The organism is uncultured Bacteroides sp., from assembly GCF_905207245.1.
GTDB lineage: Bacteria > Bacteroidota > Bacteroidia > Bacteroidales > Bacteroidaceae > Bacteroides.
Genome location: NZ_CAJLKP010000001.1, coordinates 171,698 through 193,086, shown reverse-complemented (window position 1 = coordinate 193,086; position 21,389 = coordinate 171,698). Strand labels below are relative to the sequence as shown.

16 protein-coding genes are annotated in these 21,389 nt (G+C 45.2%); 12 read left to right on the top strand and 4 right to left on the bottom strand.

All coding sequences use genetic code 11. From position 1 onward, the window contains the following. Positions 1–131: 131 nt before the first annotated feature. The 6 genes from ilvD (at position 132) to QZ135_RS00730 (ending at position 8,554) form a co-directional block, all read left to right on the top strand. Positions 132–1,931 carry a dihydroxy-acid dehydratase gene (gene ilvD / locus QZ135_RS00755; RefSeq protein WP_294604931.1) on the top strand — a complete coding sequence of 600 codons (1,800 nt, stop codon included), beginning with the start codon at positions 132–134 and terminating at the stop codon, positions 1,929–1,931. A 35-nt stretch (positions 1,932–1,966) separates the two neighbouring features. Continuing rightward, positions 1,967–3,661, top strand: coding sequence for a biosynthetic-type acetolactate synthase large subunit (gene ilvB, locus QZ135_RS00750; RefSeq protein WP_294604930.1), 1,695 nt, complete (start codon positions 1,967–1,969; stop codon positions 3,659–3,661). A gap of 34 nt (positions 3,662–3,695) precedes the next feature. After that, positions 3,696–4,265 (top strand): acetolactate synthase small subunit, encoded by a 570-nt coding sequence (gene ilvN / locus QZ135_RS00745; protein WP_294604927.1) that lies wholly within the window; start codon positions 3,696–3,698, stop codon positions 4,263–4,265. Then, positions 4,258–5,007 carry an acyl-ACP thioesterase domain-containing protein gene (locus QZ135_RS00740; protein WP_294604924.1) on the top strand — a complete coding sequence of 250 codons (750 nt, stop codon included), beginning with the start codon at positions 4,258–4,260 and terminating at the stop codon, positions 5,005–5,007. The genes ilvN and QZ135_RS00740 overlap by 8 nt, the downstream gene beginning before the upstream one ends. Positions 5,008–5,059: 52 nt before the next feature. Then, positions 5,060–6,103: a ketol-acid reductoisomerase gene (gene ilvC, locus QZ135_RS00735; RefSeq protein WP_294604921.1), complete on the top strand. Its 1,044-nt coding sequence runs from the start codon at positions 5,060–5,062 to the stop codon at positions 6,101–6,103. 600 nt (positions 6,104–6,703) lie between these two features. After that, on the top strand, positions 6,704–8,554 hold the full coding sequence (locus tag QZ135_RS00730; RefSeq protein WP_294605001.1) for an LruC domain-containing protein: 1,851 nt from the start codon (positions 6,704–6,706) through the stop codon (positions 8,552–8,554). Between the two features lie 89 nt (positions 8,555–8,643). Here the strand turns inward: QZ135_RS00730 and QZ135_RS00725 are convergent, their stop codons facing one another. Next, complete coding sequence (locus tag QZ135_RS00725) at positions 8,644–10,533, bottom strand: AAA domain-containing protein (RefSeq protein WP_294604918.1); 1,890 nt, start codon at positions 10,531–10,533, stop codon at positions 8,644–8,646. Positions 10,534–10,840: 307 nt separating this feature from the next. Between QZ135_RS00725 and QZ135_RS00720 the strand changes: the two genes are divergently transcribed. The 6 genes from QZ135_RS00720 (at position 10,841) to QZ135_RS00695 (ending at position 18,540) form a co-directional block, all read left to right on the top strand. Further along, the gene (locus tag QZ135_RS00720; protein ID WP_294604917.1) at positions 10,841–13,084 is read left to right on the top strand and encodes an aconitate hydratase; all 2,244 of its coding nucleotides are present in this window, start codon (positions 10,841–10,843) and stop codon (positions 13,082–13,084) included. A gap of 3 nt (positions 13,085–13,087) precedes the next feature. Beyond that, on the top strand, positions 13,088–14,236 hold the full coding sequence (icd, locus tag QZ135_RS00715; protein WP_294604915.1) for an NADP-dependent isocitrate dehydrogenase: 1,149 nt from the start codon (positions 13,088–13,090) through the stop codon (positions 14,234–14,236). Between the two features lie 25 nt (positions 14,237–14,261). Continuing rightward, on the top strand, positions 14,262–15,605 hold the full coding sequence (locus QZ135_RS00710; protein WP_294604911.1) for a citrate/2-methylcitrate synthase: 1,344 nt from the start codon (positions 14,262–14,264) through the stop codon (positions 15,603–15,605). An 82-nt stretch (positions 15,606–15,687) separates the two neighbouring features. Further along, entirely contained in the window at positions 15,688–16,449 is a 762-nt protein-coding gene (locus tag QZ135_RS00705) for a DUF1295 domain-containing protein (protein ID WP_294604908.1), read from the top strand. A 31-nt stretch (positions 16,450–16,480) separates the two neighbouring features. Continuing rightward, complete coding sequence (locus QZ135_RS00700; RefSeq protein WP_294604905.1) at positions 16,481–17,698, top strand: NADH:flavin oxidoreductase; 1,218 nt, start codon at positions 16,481–16,483, stop codon at positions 17,696–17,698. Beyond that, positions 17,695–18,540: an SDR family NAD(P)-dependent oxidoreductase gene (locus QZ135_RS00695; protein ID WP_294604903.1), complete on the top strand. Its 846-nt coding sequence runs from the start codon at positions 17,695–17,697 to the stop codon at positions 18,538–18,540. The genes QZ135_RS00700 and QZ135_RS00695 overlap by 4 nt, the downstream gene beginning before the upstream one ends. Positions 18,541–18,602: 62 nt before the next feature. Here QZ135_RS00695 and pfkA read toward each other — a convergent pair whose 3' ends face one another. From pfkA to cmk, 3 genes are all read right to left on the bottom strand, one after another. Continuing rightward, positions 18,603–19,583 (bottom strand): 6-phosphofructokinase, encoded by a 981-nt coding sequence (gene pfkA, locus QZ135_RS00690; protein ID WP_294604900.1) that lies wholly within the window; start codon positions 19,581–19,583, stop codon positions 18,603–18,605. A gap of 100 nt (positions 19,584–19,683) precedes the next feature. Then, positions 19,684–20,556 (bottom strand): 4-hydroxy-3-methylbut-2-enyl diphosphate reductase, encoded by an 873-nt coding sequence (locus QZ135_RS00685; RefSeq protein WP_294604896.1) that lies wholly within the window; start codon positions 20,554–20,556, stop codon positions 19,684–19,686. A gap of 128 nt (positions 20,557–20,684) precedes the next feature. Further along, on the bottom strand, positions 20,685–21,374 hold the full coding sequence (gene cmk / locus QZ135_RS00680; protein ID WP_294604894.1) for a (d)CMP kinase: 690 nt from the start codon (positions 21,372–21,374) through the stop codon (positions 20,685–20,687). Between the last annotated feature and the right edge of the window lie 15 nt (positions 21,375–21,389).

Genomic DNA, 21,389 nt, shown 5'->3' with positions numbered 1-21,389 from the left:
TATTCGCGTCGTGGTCTTGGAATCAAGAGCGTGAGAAAGGTTATTGTATGTACTCGTACGTTAAGATATCAATTTAGGAGCCTTTCTCACCATAAGTGAGGGAGGCTTTTTAATTAAAAGGAGATTTGAAAATGAAGCACCAGTTACGCAGTTCGTCCAGCACGCAAGGCCGCCGTATGGCAGGCGCACGTGCGTTGTGGATGGCAAACGGCATGAAGAAAGAACAATTAGGAAAGCCTATTATCGCGATAGTCAACTCATTTACGCAGTTCGTCCCCGGACATGTGCATTTGCACAAAATAGGGCAACAGGTGAAAGCTGAGATTGAGAAGCTGGGATGCTTTGCTGCCGAATTTAATACGATTGCCATTGATGACGGTATTGCGATGGGACACGACGGTATGCTCTATTCGCTTCCTTCACGAGATATCATTGCCGACAGCGTAGAATATATGGTGAATGCGCACAAGGCGGATGCAATGGTTTGCATCAGTAACTGCGACAAGATTACTCCGGGTATGCTGATGGCTGCTATGCGCCTCAATATCCCTACGGTATTCGTTTCCGGCGGACCGATGGAAGCCGGAGAATGGAATGGTCAGCATCTTGACCTGATTGACGCTATGATTAAATCGGCGGATGAAAGCGTAAGCGATGCTGACGTAGCCCAAATTGAGCAACATGCCTGTCCCTCTTGCGGCTGCTGTTCAGGTATGTTTACCGCTAATTCTATGAATTGTCTGAACGAAGCTATCGGTTTGGCATTACCGGGCAATGGAACCATTGTGGCAACTCATGCCAACCGTACACAACTCTTCAAGGATGCCGCCAAACTGATTGTGGAAAACGCTTATAAATATTATAATGAAGGGGATGAAAGTGTACTTCCCCGCAGCATCGCTACCCGTCAGGCTTTCCTGAATGCCATGACGCTGGATATTGCGATGGGTGGTTCAACCAACACCGTGCTACACCTGCTGGCTGTGGCACACGAGGCGGAAGCTGATTTCAAAATGGACGACATCGATATGTTGTCCCGCAAGACTCCTTGTTTGTGTAAGGTTGCTCCAAATACTCAGAAGTATCATATTCAAGACGTAAATCGTGCCGGAGGCATCATCGCTATTATGAGCGAGCTTGCCAAAGGCGGCTTAGTCAATACGGACGTAAAACGTGTAGATGGTATGACGCTGGCAGAAGCTATTGATAAATACAGTGTTACCAGTCCGAATGTTTGCGAGGAAGCCATTAAGAAGTATAAGAGTGCTGCTGCCGGAAAATTCAATCTGGTGCTGGGTTCACAAGAGGTTTATTATAAGGAACTGGACACGGACCGTGCCGAAGGTTGTATCCGCGACTTGGAACATGCTTATAGCACGGACGGCGGACTGGCTGTTCTGAAAGGTAACATTGCTCAGGATGGTTGTGTGGTGAAGACGGCAGGTGTAGATGAAAGCATCTGGAAGTTTACCGGTCCTGCCAAGGTGTTCGACTCGCAGGAAGCTGCTTGTGACGGTATTCTCGGTGGAAAAGTCGTCAGTGGCGATGTTGTTGTCATCACCCACGAAGGTCCGAAGGGAGGTCCGGGTATGCAGGAAATGCTTTATCCGACTTCATACATCAAATCGCGCCATCTGGGCAAGGAGTGTGCGCTGATTACGGACGGTCGTTTCAGTGGCGGTACGTCAGGTCTGAGCATCGGACACGTTTCTCCCGAAGCGGCTGCCGGAGGTAATATCGGTAAAATACAGGATGGTGATGTCATTGAAATCAATATCCCCGAACGTTCCATCAACGTCAAACTGACGGATGAAGAACTGGCTGCCCGTCCGATGACACCCGTCACCCGTCAACGCGAAGTCTCAAAGAGCTTGAAGGCATACGCAAGTATGGTGAGTTCGGCAGATAAAGGAGCTGTGAGACTTATTTAGTGGAGAATTGAGAGTTTAACTTGAAAATAGAAGAAATGAAAGATATAATAACAGGCGCCGAAGCATTGATGCTCTCTCTGGAACATCAGGGAGTAAAGACCATTTTCGGGTATCCGGGTGGTTCTATCATGCCGGTATTTGACGCCTTATACGACCATCGAAAGACATTGAACCACATCTTGGTTAGGCACGAACAAGGTGCTGCTCATGCTGCACAAGGCTTTGCCCGTGTATCGGGTGAAGTAGGGGTTTGTCTTGTGACCAGTGGCCCCGGTGCTACAAACACAATTACTGGTATCGCGGATGCTATGATAGACAGTACTCCTTTGGTAGTTATTGCGGGACAGGTAGGTACAGGCTTTTTGGGTACAGATGCTTTTCAGGAAGTAGACTTGGTGGGCATTACGCAGCCTATCGCCAAATGGAGCTATCAAATACGTAGTGCCGAAGATGTGCCCTGGGCTGTAGCACGTGCTTTCTATATTGCCAAAAGTGGCCGTCCCGGGCCGGTGGTACTGGACTTTGCTAAAAATGCACAGGTGGAAAAGACCGAATATATTCCTACTAAACTGGATTATATCCGCAGTTATCAGCCTGTTCCCGAAATGGACGACTTGGCTATCCGTCAGGCTGCAGAGCTGATTAATAACGCCGAACGTCCGCTTGTATTGGTGGGGCAGGGCGTTGAGTTGGGCGGTGCGCAGCAAGAACTTCGTGCTTTCATTGAGAAAGCCGGAATGCCTGCCGGTTGCACCATGCTGGGACTTTCTGCATTGCCCACCGCACATCCGTTGAATAAAGGTATGTTGGGTATGCATGGTAATCTCGGCCCGAATATCAACACTAATAAGTGCGATGTACTAATCGCTGTAGGAATGCGTTTCGATGACCGCGTGACTGGAAAGTTGGACACGTATGCCAAACAAGCGAAAATCATCCATTTTGATATTGACCCTGCAGAGATAGATAAGAATGTGAAGACAGACATTGCCGTATTGGGCGATTGCAAGGAAACTCTTGCTGCCGTTACGGAGCTTCTGACTCCTGCCGTTCATCAAGAATGGCTGGATAGTTTCCTGCCTTACGAAAAGGTGGAAGATGAAAAAGTAATCCGTCCCGAACTTCATCCGGCAGGCAAATCATTGAGCATGGGCGAGGTGGTGCGTGCCGTAAGTGAAGCGACGAATAATGAATCCATACTGGTTACCGACGTTGGTCAGAATCAGATGATGTCTGCCCGTTACTTCAAATTCAGCAAGGAACGCAGCATTGTTACTTCCGGTGGACTGGGTACGATGGGCTTTGGACTTCCTGCTGCCATCGGTGCAACCTTCGGACGCCCCGACCGTACAGTATGCGTATTTATGGGGGATGGCGGGTTGCAGATGAACATTCAGGAGTTGGGAACCATTATGGAACAAAAAGCCCCTGTGAAGATTATCCTGCTGAATAATAACTTCTTGGGTAATGTACGCCAGTGGCAAGCTATGTTCTTCAACCGTCGCTACTCATTCACTCCGATGTTGAATCCGGATTATATGAAGATAGCTTCTGCTTATGAGATTCCTTCACGCCGTGTGATGAAGCGTGAAGAATTGAAAGGAGCGATAGAAGAAATGCTCGCTACGGATGGTCCGTTCCTGTTGGAAGCTTGTGTGATGGAAGAAGGCAACGTATTGCCGATGACCCCTCCAGGTGGTTCGGTAAACCAGATGTTGTTGGAATGCTAATTCTTCATTCTTCATTTTTAATTCTTCATTTAATATGGACAAGACATTATATACGATAATCGTTCATTCAGAGAACTTCGCTGGTTTGCTGAATCAGGTGACTGCTGTGTTTACCCGTCGCCAGATCAATATCGAGAGCCTGAATGTATCGGCTTCGTCCATCAAAGGCGTACACAAGTACACCATTACCGCATGGACGGACAAAGACACCATTGAGAAAGTAACAAAGCAAATCACCAAGAAAATAGATGTGCTGCAAGCGCACTACTTCACGGATGATGAGATTTACCAACACGAGATTGCGCTCTACAAGATAACTACTCCTATACTGGAAGAAAAGCCGGAAGTATCGAAGGTGATCCGTAAATACAATGCGCGTATCGTAGAAGTGAACGCGGTCTTCGCTATTGTGGAGAAAAACGGCATGGGCGAAGAAATCACCAGTCTTTATGACGAATTGCGTGCCCTCGACTGTGTACTCCAATTCGTGCGTTCGGGACGCGTGGCCATTACCACCAGTTGCTTTGAACGCGTGAACGAATACCTTGCCGACCGTGAAGCCAAATACCGTTTGAAAAAAGAAAAGGAGCAGAATAATGAGTGAGAATGATAAGATAGGAAAATACAAGTTCGTAGCGGAACCCTTTCACGTGGACTTCACCGGACGCCTCACCATGGGGGTGCTGGGCAATCACTTGCTGAACTGTGCCGGCTTCCATGCCAGCGACCGAGGTTTTGGCATTGCTACGCTGAATGAAGATAACTATACATGGGTGCTTTCGCGTCTCGCCATCGAACTGGATGAAATGCCTTACCAATATGAGGACTTCACCATCTGGACGTGGGTAGAGAATGTGTATCGCCTCTTCACCGACCGTAACTTTGCTTTGCTCAATAAGGATGGCAATAAAATAGGGTATGCACGTTCCATATGGGCCATGATTAACCTCAATACCCGCAAACCTGCCGATTTGCTGGCACTACATGGAGGCAGTATCGTAGATTATGTGTGCGATGAACCTTGCCCCATTGAGAAGCCCTCACGCATCAAAGTTACCTCTGCCGAACCGGTAGCCACTGTGAAAGCGAAATATAGTGATATCGACATCAACGGTCATGTCAACAGCATCCGTTATATCGAACACATTATGGACTTGTTCCCGATAGAAATGTATAAGGAAAAGCGTATCCGTCGTTTTGAAATGGCCTATGTGGCCGAAAGCTACTATGGTGATGAACTTACCTTCTATAAAGACGAACTGGACAATGGTGTTTTCGACATTGAAGTGAAAAAGAATGGTAGCGAAGTCGTTTGTCGTTCGAAAGTGATATTTACAGAGAAATAATTTTATTAATCATTAGCTGGCGCAAGCCACAAATAAAAAACTAAAAAAGAAAATGGCACAATTGAATTTTGGCGGTGTTACTGAGAATGTAATGACCCGCGAAGAATTTCCTTTGGAAAAAGCACGTGAAGTTTTGAAAGATGAAACAATTGCAGTGATCGGTTATGGTGTACAGGGACCGGGACAGGCATGCAACCTGCGTGATAACGGTTTCAACGTAATCGTTGGACAACGTCCGGGTAAGACTTATGAGAAAGCAATAGCTGACGGATGGGTACCAGGTGAAACACTGTTTGGCATTGAGGAGGCTTGTGAGAAAGGTACTATCATTATGTGCTTGTTATCTGATGCAGCCGTAATGTCTGTATGGCCTACTATCAAGCCTTATCTGACTCCGGGAAAAGCTCTCTACTTCTCTCATGGTTTTGCTATCACTTGGAGCGACCGTACAGGCGTAGTTCCTCAGAAAGATATCGATGTAATCATGGTAGCTCCTAAAGGTTCGGGTACTTCATTGCGTACTATGTTCCTCGAAGGTCGTGGCTTGAACTCTTCATACGCTATCTATCAGGATGCTACAGGCAAGGCTATGGATCGTACTATCGCATTGGGTATCGGTGTAGGTTCGGGATATTTGTTCGAGACTACTTTCCAACGTGAGGCTACTTCTGACTTGACAGGTGAGCGTGGTTCATTGATGGGAGCTATCCAGGGATTGCTGTTAGCTCAATACGAAGTATTGCGTGAAAACGGTCATACTCCGTCAGAAGCATTCAATGAAACGGTAGAAGAATTGACTCAGTCATTGATGCCCTTATTCGCTAAGAATGGTATGGACTGGATGTATGCTAACTGTTCTACTACTGCACAACGTGGTGCTCTGGACTGGATGACTCCGTTCCACGATGCTATCAAGCCGGTAGTTGAAAAACTGTATGCAAGCGTTAAGTCTGGCAACGAAGCTCAGATTTCTATCGACAGCAACTCCAAACCCGATTATCGTGACAAACTGAACGAAGAACTTCGTCAGTTGCGCGAAAGTGAAATGTGGCAGACTGCTGTTACAGTTCGTAAATTGCGTCCGGAGAATAACTAATCTTTTCGGGGATAGTGATAAAAATGTCCGAATACTTGACTTCGGCGTTTTAATGTAGTATATTTGTAACCGTAATCCTGATTTAGGTTCGGGACATATATAGTGTAGAGGAGGGGCAAAAGCTTCTCCTCTTTTTTGTGACTGTTTATTAACTACACGATTCTGTTGCTGTCAGATGAAGGAATCTGACGGTCTATTCTCACAAAATACATGGTCTGTTGAGGCCAAATGCATCATCTATTTCTCTTTAATAGATGGTCTGTTCACTTTAGAGACACCATCTGTCTTTAGAAAAAGTAAATGATAAATCCAGATTACTCCGATTTTGTTAATCTTCCATAAACTTGCTCTTGACAAATCTTATGCTTATTTTTATAATGTAGTGCCGTAATTAGAAAAAGGAATTTCCTCTTTGACTCTTTTAGGCCAAATATTGTATATTATGATGATTTATTTTTTAAATTTTGCAATAATAGAATATAATTTGCTACTTTTGTGTCGGATTACAACATGAAACATATTGTTATGACGAAAAAAGCAAACTTCTATGCAATACGTAACGCATTCTATTTTTTACTATGCAATGTATTGGCTGTTTTGATGGCATCGGGATGTACCCGTGATGTCTATGACCCTAATAGTGGCGGTGATGAAGATAAACCTAATTCTTTTGATTTTGCTACTACTTCTACTATTCAACTGAATGTGAAGTATGATGTTCCCAAAGGATACAAAGTGCTTTTCAATGTCTATTTTGAATATCCGTTTATGACAGATGAAGATGGACAGACAGTTTTGCGTGCTGATATAAATCCTGCGATTACCCGTATGACTGATGAGAATGGCGAGTATTCCGCCAAGGAAATTGTAGCGGCAGATCATGGTTCGGATGTTTACATTTATACTTCGTATGTCGGAGTTCCGGGATTGGTGCAGACCACTATTACGGACAATGTGATTAATGCTGATATAGAATGGCAATTGACGGATAACGCTCCGGAGACGCGTGCTGCCTCGTTCACGTGGAATGCCCCTAAAGGATTTGGTGTTTTGGGAACGTGGCAGGCTAATGGCCGTCCGAATTATCTGGATATTGAAGGAGAATTGGAACTGTCCAAGACAATGCTGAATACTATTAATAGTGTTATTCCAGAGGGGAAGAAGTGTCCTAAGATATATCGTCAGTCGGCTGATTTTGAGGTGAATGATCCGAAAAATAGGGATGTTGAAGTTTCTGTTCGCTTCATTGGAGGAACCAGCTCTGCTGCAAGTGCTTTTGGCTATTACTGTTATCAGGGTGAGCCTACTCAGCCGAAAATAGCGGCTGCAAAAAAGTATATTGTATTTCCTAATACACATACGCGGGATGCTGCAAAAAAGCCTGTAGGCTTGAAGGGTGGAGAGTGTGTTAAACTGCATTACATTGATGAGGATGGGGTTGACCGAGGGACTATATTCCCCAATGGAGTGAAGATAGGTTGGTTCCTCTTTAATGATTCCTATAAGAAGAACGGTGGTAAAGGAAATGCAACCCTTTATTCAACTCCTAAAGCGAACTCTAACGGACGGACGTACACGGCCGCTTTCCGTATCAATGATTTTGTAGTGCTTTCATTTGAAGATTATACTATTGATGAGGATTATAATGATGTGCAGTTTAATGTCTGGTCTAATCCAATAGAAGCGATAGCTCCTGAGGTGCCGGATGTGAAGCCCGATCCGGGAACGGAAGATGACCGTTCTGTTGCTTATCGCATGACTTACAAGGGTATTCTGGCTTTCGAGGATAACTGGCCCAACAAAGGTGATTATGATTTGAATGATGTGATTGTGAAGTATAATTCGGTTTTAGCGTTTAATACGAAAAACCAGGTGCTTTTTACGGAAGATATGTTTACGGCACTTTGGTCCGGAGCTTCTTATAAGAATGGTTTCGCTTATCAGATGAATACCGATCGCTCGAATGTGACCACTGTGTTTGAGGAGCCTTCTGATGCCAGCTTGGGGTTGGACAGCGAACTTTCCAAGGCTACGGTTAATGTGTTTACGAATGCTCTTTCGGCTACGGGAAACAATCAGAAGACCACCGTTTATAAGATTAAGAATACCTTGACAACTCCTGTTGACCATGAAACTTTCGGAGTAGCTCCTTATAATCCGTTTATCATGGTTCATGAGAATCTGGGCAGCAATCGTAGCGAAGTTCATCTGGTGAACTATAAGCCGACGGAGAAAGCTAATATGGATTTGTTCCATACAGGCAAAGACTTATCCTCACCAAGCAGTGGTGTCTACTATGTAGCGGCGGAGAATTATCCGTTTGCTATTCAGCTGGTTGATGCCGAAGAATTCAGTACGACCGAAAAAGAAAGTGTCGACGTCACTTATCCGGAGTTTATCAAATGGGTGAAATCTAATGGTAGTGAATGTAAGGATTGGTATAAGAAGTAAAAGCGAGAAGCTTTTCTGAAGAAATAAGAAGGCGGAAATTGCGCAACTTCATGCAGGAAATGACTTGTATGAGGTTGCGCAATTCTTTTTTATACCTTTGAAATTTCTTTGATATACTCAATAAGTTTATAATAGAATTTATGCTGTTTTAGTGTGTCGGCATTTCCCAGTATCACCAGTTTCATGCGGGCACGGGTGATGGCTACATTCATTCGTCGTAAGTCATTCAGGAAACCTATCTGTCCATCTTCATTAGCACGTACAAGGCTGATGAAAACGACGTCGCGTTCCTGTCCTTGAAAACCATCTACTGTGTTAACAGTGAGTTGGCTGCGGTAAGGACGCAGGGCGGCACTTGTTTTTATTTTGTTCCGAAGATACTGCACCTGTGCTTTATAAGGTGAAATGATTCCGAAGTCTATCCGTTCGTCAAGGATGCGATGTCCGCCGATACGCTGGATGTATACTTCCAGTTCTTTCAATAACAGATGAGCTTCTTCCCGGTTGATGCGTCCGAAAGTTTCGCCGACAAATTCTTCCTTAAATTCCATTTCCGAAGTATCTATCCATGTGATAGGGGTATCCCAGTCGAGGATACCGCGGTGGCGTATTTCGGGAGCAGCTTCCAGTTGTCCGTCGTAAAACCATTGCGAAGGGAAGTGCATGATAGCTTCATTCATGCGATATTGGATTTTCAACAAAGAGACGACGGAAGGCTTCGTTGTGACAATGCGTTCCATAAGTGTATGTTCCAGCCCGGCTCGCGCAGCTTCATAACATTTTATGGTAGCAGGTAGTTGGCAATGGTCGCCTGCCAATACTACACGGTCGGCCTTGCGGATAGCTATCCAGCAGGCAGCTTCCAGTGCCTGGGCTGCTTCGTCGATGAATAAAGTGCCGAAGCGGCGTCCGTTCAGTATACGGTGATTGCTGCTGACAAGGGTAGATGCTATGACGTGTGCCGAATCAAATAAGTCAGCATTAATTTGTATTTCCAATTGCGTGGCACGGTCGCGTAGACGGCTCAGTCGGTTACGGGCACTTTCACGCTCCTCGTAGCTGCCACGGCGGCGTCCGTTCATTTCGCGTATGGCTTTGCGGATGCCCCACAACTCGGTATAGGAGGGATGGCTTTCGAAACGGCGCTCGTAGGTAAATGAAAGCATCTTGTCATTCACCCTTGTTGGGTTACCGATTCGCAGGACGTTGACGCCACGGTCTACGAGTTTCTCACTAATCCAGTCGACGGCAGTGTTGCTTTGGGCACAGACCAGAACCTGAGGTTCACGATGTAACGTTTCATAGATGGCTTCTACCAGAGTAGTTGTCTTTCCCGTCCCAGGAGGGCCATGTACAATAGAAACATCCCGGGAGCATAGCACTTTGTTCACGGCAGTTTCCTGTGTAGAGTTCAGCCAGGGGAAGCGGACGGGATAAAGTTCACGGAAAGCCGGTTTCAAGGTTCCCAGCATGGTGTCGCGCAATTCTGCCAATCGGTTGCCTTTGGCACGTATTACATCAGAGAGAGCTTCGAACATGGTACGATAGGATGTTTCATCAAAATAAAGCTGTACACCGAGGTTGTCTGTCGATTGTACCTCCAAAATGGCGTCTGCACTGGGCATTGCTACCACCATTCGCGCTTCATCGGCATAACTGACGGTGCCGGTGAAGTTCATATAAGTTATCTTCCCATCCACTGATTGCCGAAAAAAACATATGGGACGCCCGAATTCAAAATTATGTTCTATATCAGTATCTTCGGTATGTGTAATTTCTATTACTAATTGATTCAGTGAATTGTAGTAACTTCGTCCGGGAGTGGCAGGATACCAACAAAGTCCCCGTTTCACCTTGCGGGCGATGCCCATGGTTTCTGTCTGTCGCTTGAATTCTTCTTTTTCATATTCGTATTCCATGCGCAGGAGAAGTTCTTGCTGTTGGAGGTGGTCGGTTGGGGAAAGAAGTTTTTCGTTCATATAAAATAATGATAGATGGTGCTAAATTAAGTTACGAGCTACGAGCTACAAGTTACGAGTTGCTGCGCTGTACTCGTGGGCGAATAATTATTCGCCCGGCTATCATGCCGAAAGGTACTTGTCACTCGTAGCTTATCGCGCTTCGCGTGATAAATTATCATTTATCACATAGATTTCCTGCAAAGGTAATCATTCTTCTCTTTCGCAAGAAGAAATGCTTTAATTTGTTAAACTTTTATTGGTTTTAATTTGTTTATTATATTAATTTGTAATCTTTACAATATTGAAATATTAAAAATTAAGTGGTATGGTGTATGATGTAACAATGTTAAAGGCTTTCTATGGTGCCTATAAGGGGAAAATAGAACACGTGCGGGCTGTGCTGCAACGCCCGCTGACGTTAGCGGAAAAGATTTTGTATACTCATCTGTATGATGAGAAAGGTGTGAAAAACTACAAGCGGGGAGAAGACTATGTAAACTTCCGCCCCGACCGCGTGGCAATGCAGGATGCAACGGCACAAATGGCATTGTTACAATTCATGAATGCAGGTCGTGAACAGGTTGCCGTGCCTTCCACAGTGCACTGCGACCATCTGATACAAGCCTATAAAGGTGCAAGGGAGGACATTGCTACGGCTACCAAAACGAATGAAGAAGTTTATAATTTCCTTCGCGATGTTTCTTCCCGTTACGGCATCGGCTTTTGGCAGCCGGGAGCAGGAATCATTCACCAGGTAGTGTTGGAAAATTATGCTTTTCCCGGTGGGATGATGGTAGGGACAGATTCTCATACACCCAATGCCGGCGGTTTGGGAATGGTTGCTATTGGTGTTGGCGGTGCTGATGCGGTAGATGTGATGACTGGTATGGAATGGGAATTGAAGATGCCCCGCCTGATTGGTGTACATCTGAAAGGTGAATTGAACGGTTGGGCAGCTCCGAAAGATGTCATTCTGAAACTGGCAGGGATTCTGACCGTAAAAGGTGGTACGAATGCCATTATCGAATATTTCGGACCAGGTACGGCTTCTTTATCCGCTACCGGAAAAGCAACGATTTGCAACATGGGTGCCGAAGTTGGTGCAACTACTTCACTCTTCCCTTATGACGCCCGTATGGCTACCTATCTGAAAGCTACCGGAAGGGCTGAAGTTGCCGATATGGCTGGTTCTGTGGCTGAGGACCTTCGTGCAGATACTGATGTCATGCTTGCTCCGGAGAACTATTACGACCGGTTAATTGAGATTGATCTTTCCCGATTGGAGCCATATATCAATGGCCCTTTTACTCCCGATGCCGCTACGCCTATTTCTGAATTTGCCGAAAAAGTATTGGCTAATGGTTATCCTCGCAAGATGGAAGTAGGTTTGATAGGTTCGTGCACTAATTCATCTTATCAGGACTTGAGCCGTGCTGTTTCTCTGGCCCATCAAGTTGAGAAGAAACATCTGAAGGTTGCCGCTCCTTTAATTGTAAATCCCGGATCCGAAAGAATACGGGCTACGGCAGAACGCGACGGGATGATAGAAGCCTTTGAGAAGGTCGGCGCTACCATTATGGCTAATGCCTGCGGTCCTTGCATCGGGCAGTGGAAGCGTGAGACGGATGACCCTACCCGTAAGAATTCCATCGTAACTTCTTTCAACCGTAACTTTGCCAAGCGTGCGGATGGGAACCCGAATACGTATGCTTTTGTCGCTTCCCCTGAACTGACCATGGCACTGACAATTGCCGGAGATCTCTGTTTCAATCCTCTGACAGATGTACTGGTGAACAGCAAGGGTGAAAAAGTGAAGCTTTCCGAACCTGTTGGAGAAGAATTGCCGCCAAAAGGCTTTGCCGAAGGCAGTGAGGGATATATGGCTCCTAATTGCAAAAAGACGGAAATCAAGGTGAATCATCACTCGCAACGGCTTCAACTCCTGAAACCTTTCCCGGCATGGGAAGGTATTGACTTGTTGAATATGCCTCTGTTAATTAAAGCACAGGGTAAATGTACCACCGACCATATATCAATGGCAGGCCCGTGGCTCCGTTTTCGTGGACATCTGGAGAATATTTCGGATAATATGCTGATGGGTGCCGTGAATGCTTTCAATGGAGAGACTAACAGTGTTTGGAACCGCTCTACCAATACTTACGGTCCGGTTTCCGGTACGGCAAAAATGTATAAGTCCGAGGGAGTTTCCTCTATTGTGGTTGCCGAGGAGAACTATGGAGAAGGTTCCAGCCGTGAACATGCTGCTATGGAACCCCGCTTCCTGAATGTTCGTGTGATTCTGGCAAAGAGCTTTGCCCGTATTCATGAAACGAATCTGAAGAAACAAGGTATGCTGGCATTGACTTTCGTGAATAAAGCGGACTATGATAAAATTCAGGAACATGATTTGATTTCAGTAATCGGACTGACGGAGTTTGCTCCCAGTCGTAACCTTAAAGTTGTCCTTCACCACGAAGATGGTACGAAAGAGAATTTTGAAGCTCAACATACGTATAATGAATTGCAGATAAGTTGGTTCCGTGCCGGCTCTGCCCTTAATGCAAGATAAGAAATGGATAAAATTACAGTACCTTTTATTATGGGTGATGGAGTGGGAGTTGAAGTAACCCCCTCTATGCAAACTATTGTGAATGCTGCCGTGCAGAAAGCTTACAGCGGACAACGGCAGATTGAATGGATGGAAGTATGGGCAGGCGAACGGGCTTTTAAGAAGTGTGGCCTGTGGCTGCCCGATGAAACGATGGAAGCCTTCCGCGACTACAAAGTAGGTATCAAAGGTCCGTTGACAACTCCTGTTGGCGGAGGGATTCGTTCTCTGAATGTGGCGTTGCGCCAAACGCTGGATTTGTATGTGTGTCTGCGTCCGGTTCGCTGGTATCAAGGTATTCATTCTCCGGTTCGTCATCCGGAAAAGGTGGATATGTGTGTGTTTCGTGAGAATACGGAAGATATCTATGCAGGTATAGAGTGGGAGGCTGGTACACCGAAAGCTGAAAAGTTCTACCGTTTTCTGCATGATGAAATGGGTGTGACGAAAGTTCGTTTCCCGAATACATCATCGTTTGGCGTGAAACCTGTTTCTAAGGAAGGAACAGAACGTCTGGTGCGTGCTGCCTGCCGTTATGCACTCGAAAACAAGTTACCTTCTGTTACGCTGGTGCATAAAGGAAACATTATGAAGTTCACGGAAGGCGGTTTCAAGAAGTGGGGCTATGAACTGGCAGAACGCGAATTTGGCGAGGCATTAGCCGACGGACGCTTGGTTGTAAAGGATTGCATAGCAGATGCCTTTCTGCAAAACACCTTGTTGATTCCTGAAGAATATTCCGTAATTGCTACTCTCAATCTTAATGGAGATTATGTTTCCGACCAGTTGGCAGCAATGGTAGGCGGTATCGGTATCGCTCCCGGTGCGAATATTAATTACCAGACGGGACACGCTATCTTTGAAGCCACACACGGCACAGCACCGAATATTGCAGGCAAAGATATAGTGAATCCTTGCTCCATCATCCTTTCTGCTGTGATGATGCTCGAATATTTAGGCTGGAAAGAATCGGCCTCTCTGATAGAACATGCTCTGGAACAAAGTTTCCTCGATGCCCGTGCCACTGCCGACCTGGCGCGCTTCATGCCCGGTGGCGTCTCTTTGTCTACTTCTGCCTTTACCCGGGAGATTGTAGAAAGAATAGAAAAATAATACTAACGATTAAAACGATACGAAAATGAAGAAGGAATACATAGTTTATAAGCTCTCCGAGAATATGAAGGAAGCGGTTCGGATTGATACTGAATTGTTCTCCAAGTTTGATGTGAAACGCGGTTTGCGCAATGAAGATGGCACGGGTGTGTTGGTTGGGCTTACCAGAATTGGTAATGTAGTGGGGTACGAACGTATTCCGGGTGGTGGCTTGAAGCCTATTCCGGGTAAATTGTTCTACCGGGGATATGATGTGGAAGATATTGTCCACGCTTTTGTGAAAGAGAAACGTTTTGGATTCGAGGAAGTGGCTTATCTGCTGCTGTCCGGTAATCTGCCCGATAAGGAAGAGTTGGCTTCTTTCCGTGAACTTATTAACGATAATATGCCGTTGGAACAGAAAACCAAGATGAATATCATCGAACTGGAAGGAAATAACATAATGAATATTCTGGCACGTAGCGTACTTGAAATGTATCGTTTCGACCCGGAAGCCGATGACACTTCCCGTGACAATCTCATGCGTCAGAGTATAGACCTCATCTCCAAATTCCCCACTATCATTGCCTACGCATACAATATGCTTCGTCATGCCACTTTCGGCCGTTCCTTGCATATCCGCCATCCGCAAGAGAATCTTTCGATTGCCGAGAATTTCCTTCATATGCTGAAACGTGATTATACGCAACTGGATGCTCGTACCCTTGACCTCTTACTGGTGCTCCAGGCTGAACATGGTGGTGGTAATAATTCTACTTTCACTGTTCGTGTCACTTCCTCTACCGGAACGGATACATATTCGGCTATTGCTGCCGGTATCGGTTCGTTGAAAGGTCCGCTTCACGGTGGTGCAAATATACAGGTAGCCGATATGTTCCATCATTTGCAGGAGAATATCCAGGACTGGACGAATGTGGATGAGATTGATACGTACTTCACCCGTATGCTGAATAAGGAGGTTTATAACAAGACTGGGTTGATTTATGGTATTGGTCATGCGGTCTATACGATTTCCGACCCGCGTGCCATCTTATTGAAGGAATTGGCCCGCGACCTTGCCAAAGAGAAAGGAAAAGAACGTGAATTTGCTTTTCTGGAACTGCTGGAAGAGCGTGCCATCGAAGTATTTGGTCGCGTGAAGAATAACGGAAAGACGGTATCGAGCAATGTTGATTTCTATTCTGGCTTTGTTTATGAGATGATTGGATTGCCGCAGGAAATCTTTACGCCGTTGTTTGCTATGGCCCGTATCGTAGGTTGGTGTGCCCACCGTAACGAAGAATTGAACTTCGAAGGTAAGCGCATCATCCGTCCGGCCTACAAGAATGTACTCGAAGAAACACCTTATGTGCCTATAAAGAAACGATAAGTTCTTGTAAACTATTTAGGGGGAGAAAGTTTTCTTTTTCCCCCTTTTTCTATATCTTTGCCGTACTTAAATCGAAAACAGTATGGAGCAAGATACTTTCCGGATATTTCTTGGTGCGATGAGCATCATTGCACTATTTGTTTTTATCGCACTTTACTTCATCAAAGCGGGGTATGGAATGTTCCGCACTGCATCATGGGGCTTTTCTATTAACAACAAACTGGCTTGGATACTAATGGAAGCACCGGTATTCATTGTAATGGTGATACTTTGGTGGAACTCTGAGTGTTATTATTCGCTTGTCCCGTTGATTTTCTTCCTTTTATTCCAATTACACTATTTTCAGCGTGCATTCATTTTCCCTTTACTGTTAAAAGGAAAGAGCGGGATGCCGATTGCCATTATGCTGATGGGAATGATATTTAACCTGTTGAATGGTTTTATGCAGGGCGAATGGCTCTTTTACCTGGCACCCGCTACTCTCTATACACCTGCTTGGCTGATGACTCCCCAGTTTATTGTCGGGGTATTATTGTTTTTCACCGGTATGGCTATTAACTGGTATTCTGATTACATCATTCGCCATTTGCGCAAACCAGGAGATACACGGCATTATCTGCCTTCAAAAGGTATGTACCGCTATGTCACCTCTGCCAATTACTTCGGTGAGATTGTGGAATGGGCCGGGTGGGCAATACTGACGTGGTCGCTTTCCGGACTTGTCTTTTTATGGTGGACAGTGGCTAATCTGGTGCCACGTGCCAATGCTATCTGGCATCGTTACAAAGAAGAATTTGGTGATGAAGTAGGAAACCGGAAACGTGTATTTCCCTTTCTCTATTGATTCTCTATATATAAATCATAAATTATAACTCATGAGCAAGTTGTTTACTCCTGTAACTTTTGGTCCGCTGACTTTACGGAACCGTACTATCCGTTCAGCAGCATTTGAAAGTATGTGTCCGGGTAATGCTCCTTCGCAAATGTTGCTTGACTATCACCGCTTAGTTGCGGCTGGGGGTATTGGTATGACTACTGTGGCCTATGCAGCTGTCACTCAAAGTGGATTATCCTTTGACCGGCAATTATGGATGCGGCCTGAAATTATCCCCGGATTAAAGGAACTGACTGATGCTGTACATGCCGAAGGTGCTGCAGCAGCTATCCAATTGGGACATTGTGGCAATATGTCGCATAAAAGTATCTGTGGTGTTACTCCTGTCGGAGCTTCCACTGGTTTCAATCTTTATTCACCTACTTTCGTTCGTGGCTTGAAGAAAGAGGAATTGCCGGAGATGGCACGTGCGTATGCCTGTGCTGTGAATCTGGCTCGTGAAGCTGGTTTTGATGCAGTTGAAATACATGCCGGACACGGATATCTGATTTCTCAGTTTCTTTCTCCTTATACCAATCACCGTAAGGATTGCTTTGGTGGTTCGCTGGAAAACCGGATGCGTTTTATGGACATGGTGATGGAAGAAGTGATGAAAGCCGCCGGAACTGATATGGCTGTATTGGTGAAGATGAACATGCGCGACGGTTTTCGTGGCGGTATGGAGATAGATGAAACGATGCAGGTGGCAAAGCGTCTGGAACAATCGGGAGCTCATGCATTGGTGCTGAGCGGAGGTTTTGTTAGTAAGGCTCCTATGTATGTGATGCGGGGGCAGATGCCTATCCGCTCCATGACTCATTATATGAATTGTTGGTGGTTGAAGTATGGTGTGCGGATGGTGGGAAAATGGATGATACCGACTGTTCCTTTCAAAGAGGCCTACTTTCTGGAAGATGCGTTGAAATTCCGGAAAGAAATTAAAATACCATTGGTATATGTAGGTGGTTTGGTATCTCGTGAAAAGATAGATGAAGTGCTGGATGATGGTTTTGAAGCCGTGCAGATGGCGCGTGCATTGCTCAATGAACCAGGCTTTGTCAACCGTATGCGCGAAGAGGAGAAGGCACGTTGTAATTGTAAGCATAGTAATTACTGCATAGCCCGGATGTATTCCATTGAGATGGCATGTCATCAACACTTAGGTGAAGAACTTCCGACCTGTCTGAAACAGGAAATAGCGAAAATAGAATCTGAATGAAACAAGGACTTGCAATCATAACCGGGGCGGATGGTGGCATGGGAATGGAGATAACACGTGCCGTTGCCTTTGCCGGATATAAAATAATCATGGCATGTCGTGATCCGCAAATTGCGGAAATTAAGCGCCAATTATTAATACAGGAAACCGGAAATACGGCACTCGAGATACTATCAATTGATTTGTCTTCCTTATCTTCTGTGGCTTCCTTTGCGAATGAACTACTTCGGCGTGGAGAAACAATCACCTTGTTGATGAATAATGCCGGAACCATGGAAACCTCCCGACGTATCACCGGAGATGGGCTGGAACGCACTGTTAGTGTCAATTATGTAGGTCCTTATCTTTTGACCCGTAAGTTGCTGCCATTGATGGGAGAGGGAAGCCGCATTGTGAATATGGTATCTTGTACGTATGCCATCGGCAAACTGGACTTTCCGGATTTTTTCCTGCGTGGAAAAAAAGGTGTTTTCTGGCGTATTCCGATTTATAGCAATACAAAATTAGCACTGACTCTTTTTACAATAGCTTTGGCAGAGAAGGTAAAAGAGAAAGGAATCGCTGTCAATGCTGCCGATCCGGGTATTGTTTCTACGAAGATTATTACGATGCATATGTGGTTTGATCCGCTGACAGATATATTTTTTCGTCCATTCATCCGCACTCCCCGGCAGGGTGCGGCAACGGCAATTAATTTATTGCTGGATGCGGAAGCGGGACAACGTTCCGGAACACTGAATGTAAGTTGTCATCCTAAGACACTTTCTGAAAAGTATACTCATCATATACAGATGGAAGAACTGTGGAATAAAACGGAAGAAATTGTTGCCAAATGGTTATAAACAAAGAAAGGCGCAGATGTTATTTTAACTGCGCCTTCTTTATCATTTGAAATATCCCTGAATTAAATAGATAATTCTCTCAGGACATTCACCAGTTCTTTCTTAATCGGCTTATCATTCTTGATAGCTTTTGTGAAGGGGACATATACCACCTCATCATGCTCGATACCAATCATTACATTTCGCTGTCCTTCCATGATTGCATCGATAGCTGCTGCACCAAGTCGGCTGGCAAGGATACGGTCGTGAGCCGTAGGACTTCCACCGCGTTGCAAGTGTCCAAGGATAGTGACACGTACATCATATTGAGGATATTCGTTCTTCACGCGTTCCGCAAAATGCATGGCTCCGCCTGTCAGTTCACTTTCGGCTACGAGCACGATGCTACTATTTTTGGATTTGCGAAAACCATTCTTGATAAATTCTTCCAGTTGGTCGACTTCTGTACTAAATTCCGGGATAATGGCTGCCTCTGCACCTGATGCAATGGCACCGTTCAAAGCAAGGAAACCGGCATCACGCCCCATCACTTCCACGAAAAACAAACGCTCGTGAGAAGTTGCAGTATCGCGGATTTTATCTACTGCATCCAGAATCGTATTCAAAGCTGTATCATAACCGATAGTCGTATCTGTTCCGTACAAGTCGTTGTCAATAGTACCTGGCAATCCGATACAAGGTACGTCGAACTCCTGTGCGAAGACACGGGCACCTGTCAATGAGCCGTCACCACCGATGATAACCAAAGCGTCAATGCCTTCTTTTTTCATGTTATCATATGCTATCTGGCGTCCTTCGGGTGTTGTAAATTCTTGGCAGCGGGCTGTTTTCAGGATTGTACCACCTAATTGTATAATATTACTTACGTTCTGGCTCTTGAATTCTTTGATTTCGCCGGTTACCAGACCTCTGTAACCTCTATATATACCTTTTACTTGTAATCCGTTGTAAATAGCAGAGCGTGTTACCGCACGAATAGCGGCGTTCATTCCCGGTGCATCACCACCGGATGTCAAAATACCTATGCACTTAACTGTTCCCATAACAATCTTTTAGTTTGATGTTAATAATCGCCGCAAAGATAGCAAAAAGCTAAGGGCGCTATTCATATTTAATGTTAATTTGTTGTTTCAAAACAGTGACTTATTGTTCCGTAAGGCGTGATTGAATAGCCTTTGAAATCTCTTCCATCAGCCATTTCGGGGTAGAAGTTGCTCCGCATACTCCGATAGAAGAAGCTCCGGTGAGCAGAGAACTGTCTATTTCTTCAGCACTATCTATCAGATGGGAATTAGGATTGACTTTCTGACATTCGCTGAACAACATTTTCCCGTTGGAACTTTTCTTTCCGCTTACGAAGAATACCAAGTCGTGTGATGCTGCGAATTTCCGTATATTCGGTATGCGGTTGGCCACTTGGCGGCAGATGGTATCGTAATATTCAAACGTGACTTCAGGTGAAATGTGTTCCTTAATGTACTCCACTATCTTTTGGAATTCGTCCAGCGACTTCGTGGTTTGCGAATATAAACGGATACTTTTGCTTAAATCCAGCTTTTGGGCTTCTTCCAGCTTTTCAATAACAATTGCTTTCCCAGTGGTTTGTCCCACCAGTCCGAGGACTTCTGCATGACCGGTTTTCCCATAGATAACGATTTGCTTATCTGAATCGTCTTTCTGAACATGCTCTTGCTTTATTTTCTTTTGTAACCGGAGCACTACCGGGCAAGTAGCATCAATGATTTCGATATTGTTGCGGCGGGCGATTTCATACGTTTCGGGTGGTTCACCGTGGGCACGCAGCAACACTTTGGCGTTGTGCAGATGATTGAAATCGTCGTGATTGATAGTGATGAGTCCCATCTCTTTCAGACGCTCCACTTCGCGGCTGTTGTGTACAATGTCTCCCAAGCAATACAGTGTACCGCCTTTCGTTAACTCTTCTTCAGCTTTATTTATCGCGGTGACTACGCCGAAGCAGAAGCCGGAACCTTCGTCTATTTCTACTTTTACCATAATCTAATAACATGAAATACAGATAGTAAGCTATCTTCCCAAAGGGCTACACCCTTTACTACTCAAGGCTACACCCTTTGCCCCGGATGGCTACACCCTTTATAGTTTAGGGCTACACCCTTTTTATTTTATCCCTTAACGATTCTATTGAATTGCTCTTGCAACCATTCCTTTTGTTGAGGAATTGTCATGTCAGTATTGTCTAACAGTAAGGCGTCATCCGCTTTGCGGAGCGGACTTACTTCCCGGTTCTGGTCAATGTAATCCCGTTGCTTCACGTTTTCCAGAATTTCATCGAAACTGGCTTCTTGTCCTTTGGCTTTCAGTTCATCGTAACGGCGTTGTGCTCGGATTTCAGGTGTGGCAGTCACGAAGATTTTCAGTTCGGCATCAGGAAATACGGTGGTTCCGATATCACGTCCGTCCATGACGATACCTTTGGAGTTGCCCATATCCTGTTGTTGGGTTACCATCGCTTTGCGCACGAATCCTAAAGCTGCAATAGGACTAACGCGCGAAGAAACAACTATACCGCGAATTTTATCTTCTACATTTACTCCATTTAAATAAGTGTCCGGGCGTCCGGTTTCCGGGTTCAGTTGGAATGAGATGTGTATATCGTCGATTTCTTTCCGAAGCCTTTCCGTATCAATCTCGTTCCCCTGAAAAATGCCGTTTTCTATACTATATAGAGTGACTGCGCGATACATGGCACCACTGTCGATGTAGATGTAGCCTATTTCACGGGCAAGGTCTTTTGCCATAGTGCTCTTCCCACAAGAAGAAAAGCCGTCGATTGCGATAGTTATCTTTTTCATTTTGAGTTATACTAT

Coding starts and splice junctions, on each gene's coding strand:
- QZ135_RS00720 (WP_294604917.1), top strand. CDS start 10,841: ATGGTGTATGATGTAACAATGTTAAAGGCTTTCTATGGTGCCTATAAG.
- ilvD (WP_294604931.1), top strand. CDS start 132: ATGAAGCACCAGTTACGCAGTTCGTCCAGCACGCAAGGCCGCCGTATG.
- QZ135_RS00685 (WP_294604896.1), bottom strand. CDS start 20,556: ATGGTAAAAGTAGAAATAGACGAAGGTTCCGGCTTCTGCTTCGGCGTA.
- QZ135_RS00705 (WP_294604908.1), top strand. CDS start 15,688: ATGGAGCAAGATACTTTCCGGATATTTCTTGGTGCGATGAGCATCATT.
- icd (WP_294604915.1), top strand. CDS start 13,088: ATGGATAAAATTACAGTACCTTTTATTATGGGTGATGGAGTGGGAGTT.
- QZ135_RS00695 (WP_294604903.1), top strand. CDS start 17,695: ATGAAACAAGGACTTGCAATCATAACCGGGGCGGATGGTGGCATGGGA.
- ilvC (WP_294604921.1), top strand. CDS start 5,060: ATGGCACAATTGAATTTTGGCGGTGTTACTGAGAATGTAATGACCCGC.
- pfkA (WP_294604900.1), bottom strand. CDS start 19,583: ATGGGAACAGTTAAGTGCATAGGTATTTTGACATCCGGTGGTGATGCA.
- QZ135_RS00725 (WP_294604918.1), bottom strand. CDS start 10,533: ATGAACGAAAAACTTCTTTCCCCAACCGACCACCTCCAACAGCAAGAA.
- QZ135_RS00710 (WP_294604911.1), top strand. CDS start 14,262: ATGAAGAAGGAATACATAGTTTATAAGCTCTCCGAGAATATGAAGGAA.
- cmk (WP_294604894.1), bottom strand. CDS start 21,374: ATGAAAAAGATAACTATCGCAATCGACGGCTTTTCTTCTTGTGGGAAG.
- ilvN (WP_294604927.1), top strand. CDS start 3,696: ATGGACAAGACATTATATACGATAATCGTTCATTCAGAGAACTTCGCT.
- QZ135_RS00700 (WP_294604905.1), top strand. CDS start 16,481: ATGAGCAAGTTGTTTACTCCTGTAACTTTTGGTCCGCTGACTTTACGG.
- QZ135_RS00740 (WP_294604924.1), top strand. CDS start 4,258: ATGAGTGAGAATGATAAGATAGGAAAATACAAGTTCGTAGCGGAACCC.
- ilvB (WP_294604930.1), top strand. CDS start 1,967: ATGAAAGATATAATAACAGGCGCCGAAGCATTGATGCTCTCTCTGGAA.
- QZ135_RS00730 (WP_294605001.1), top strand. CDS start 6,704: ATGGCATCGGGATGTACCCGTGATGTCTATGACCCTAATAGTGGCGGT.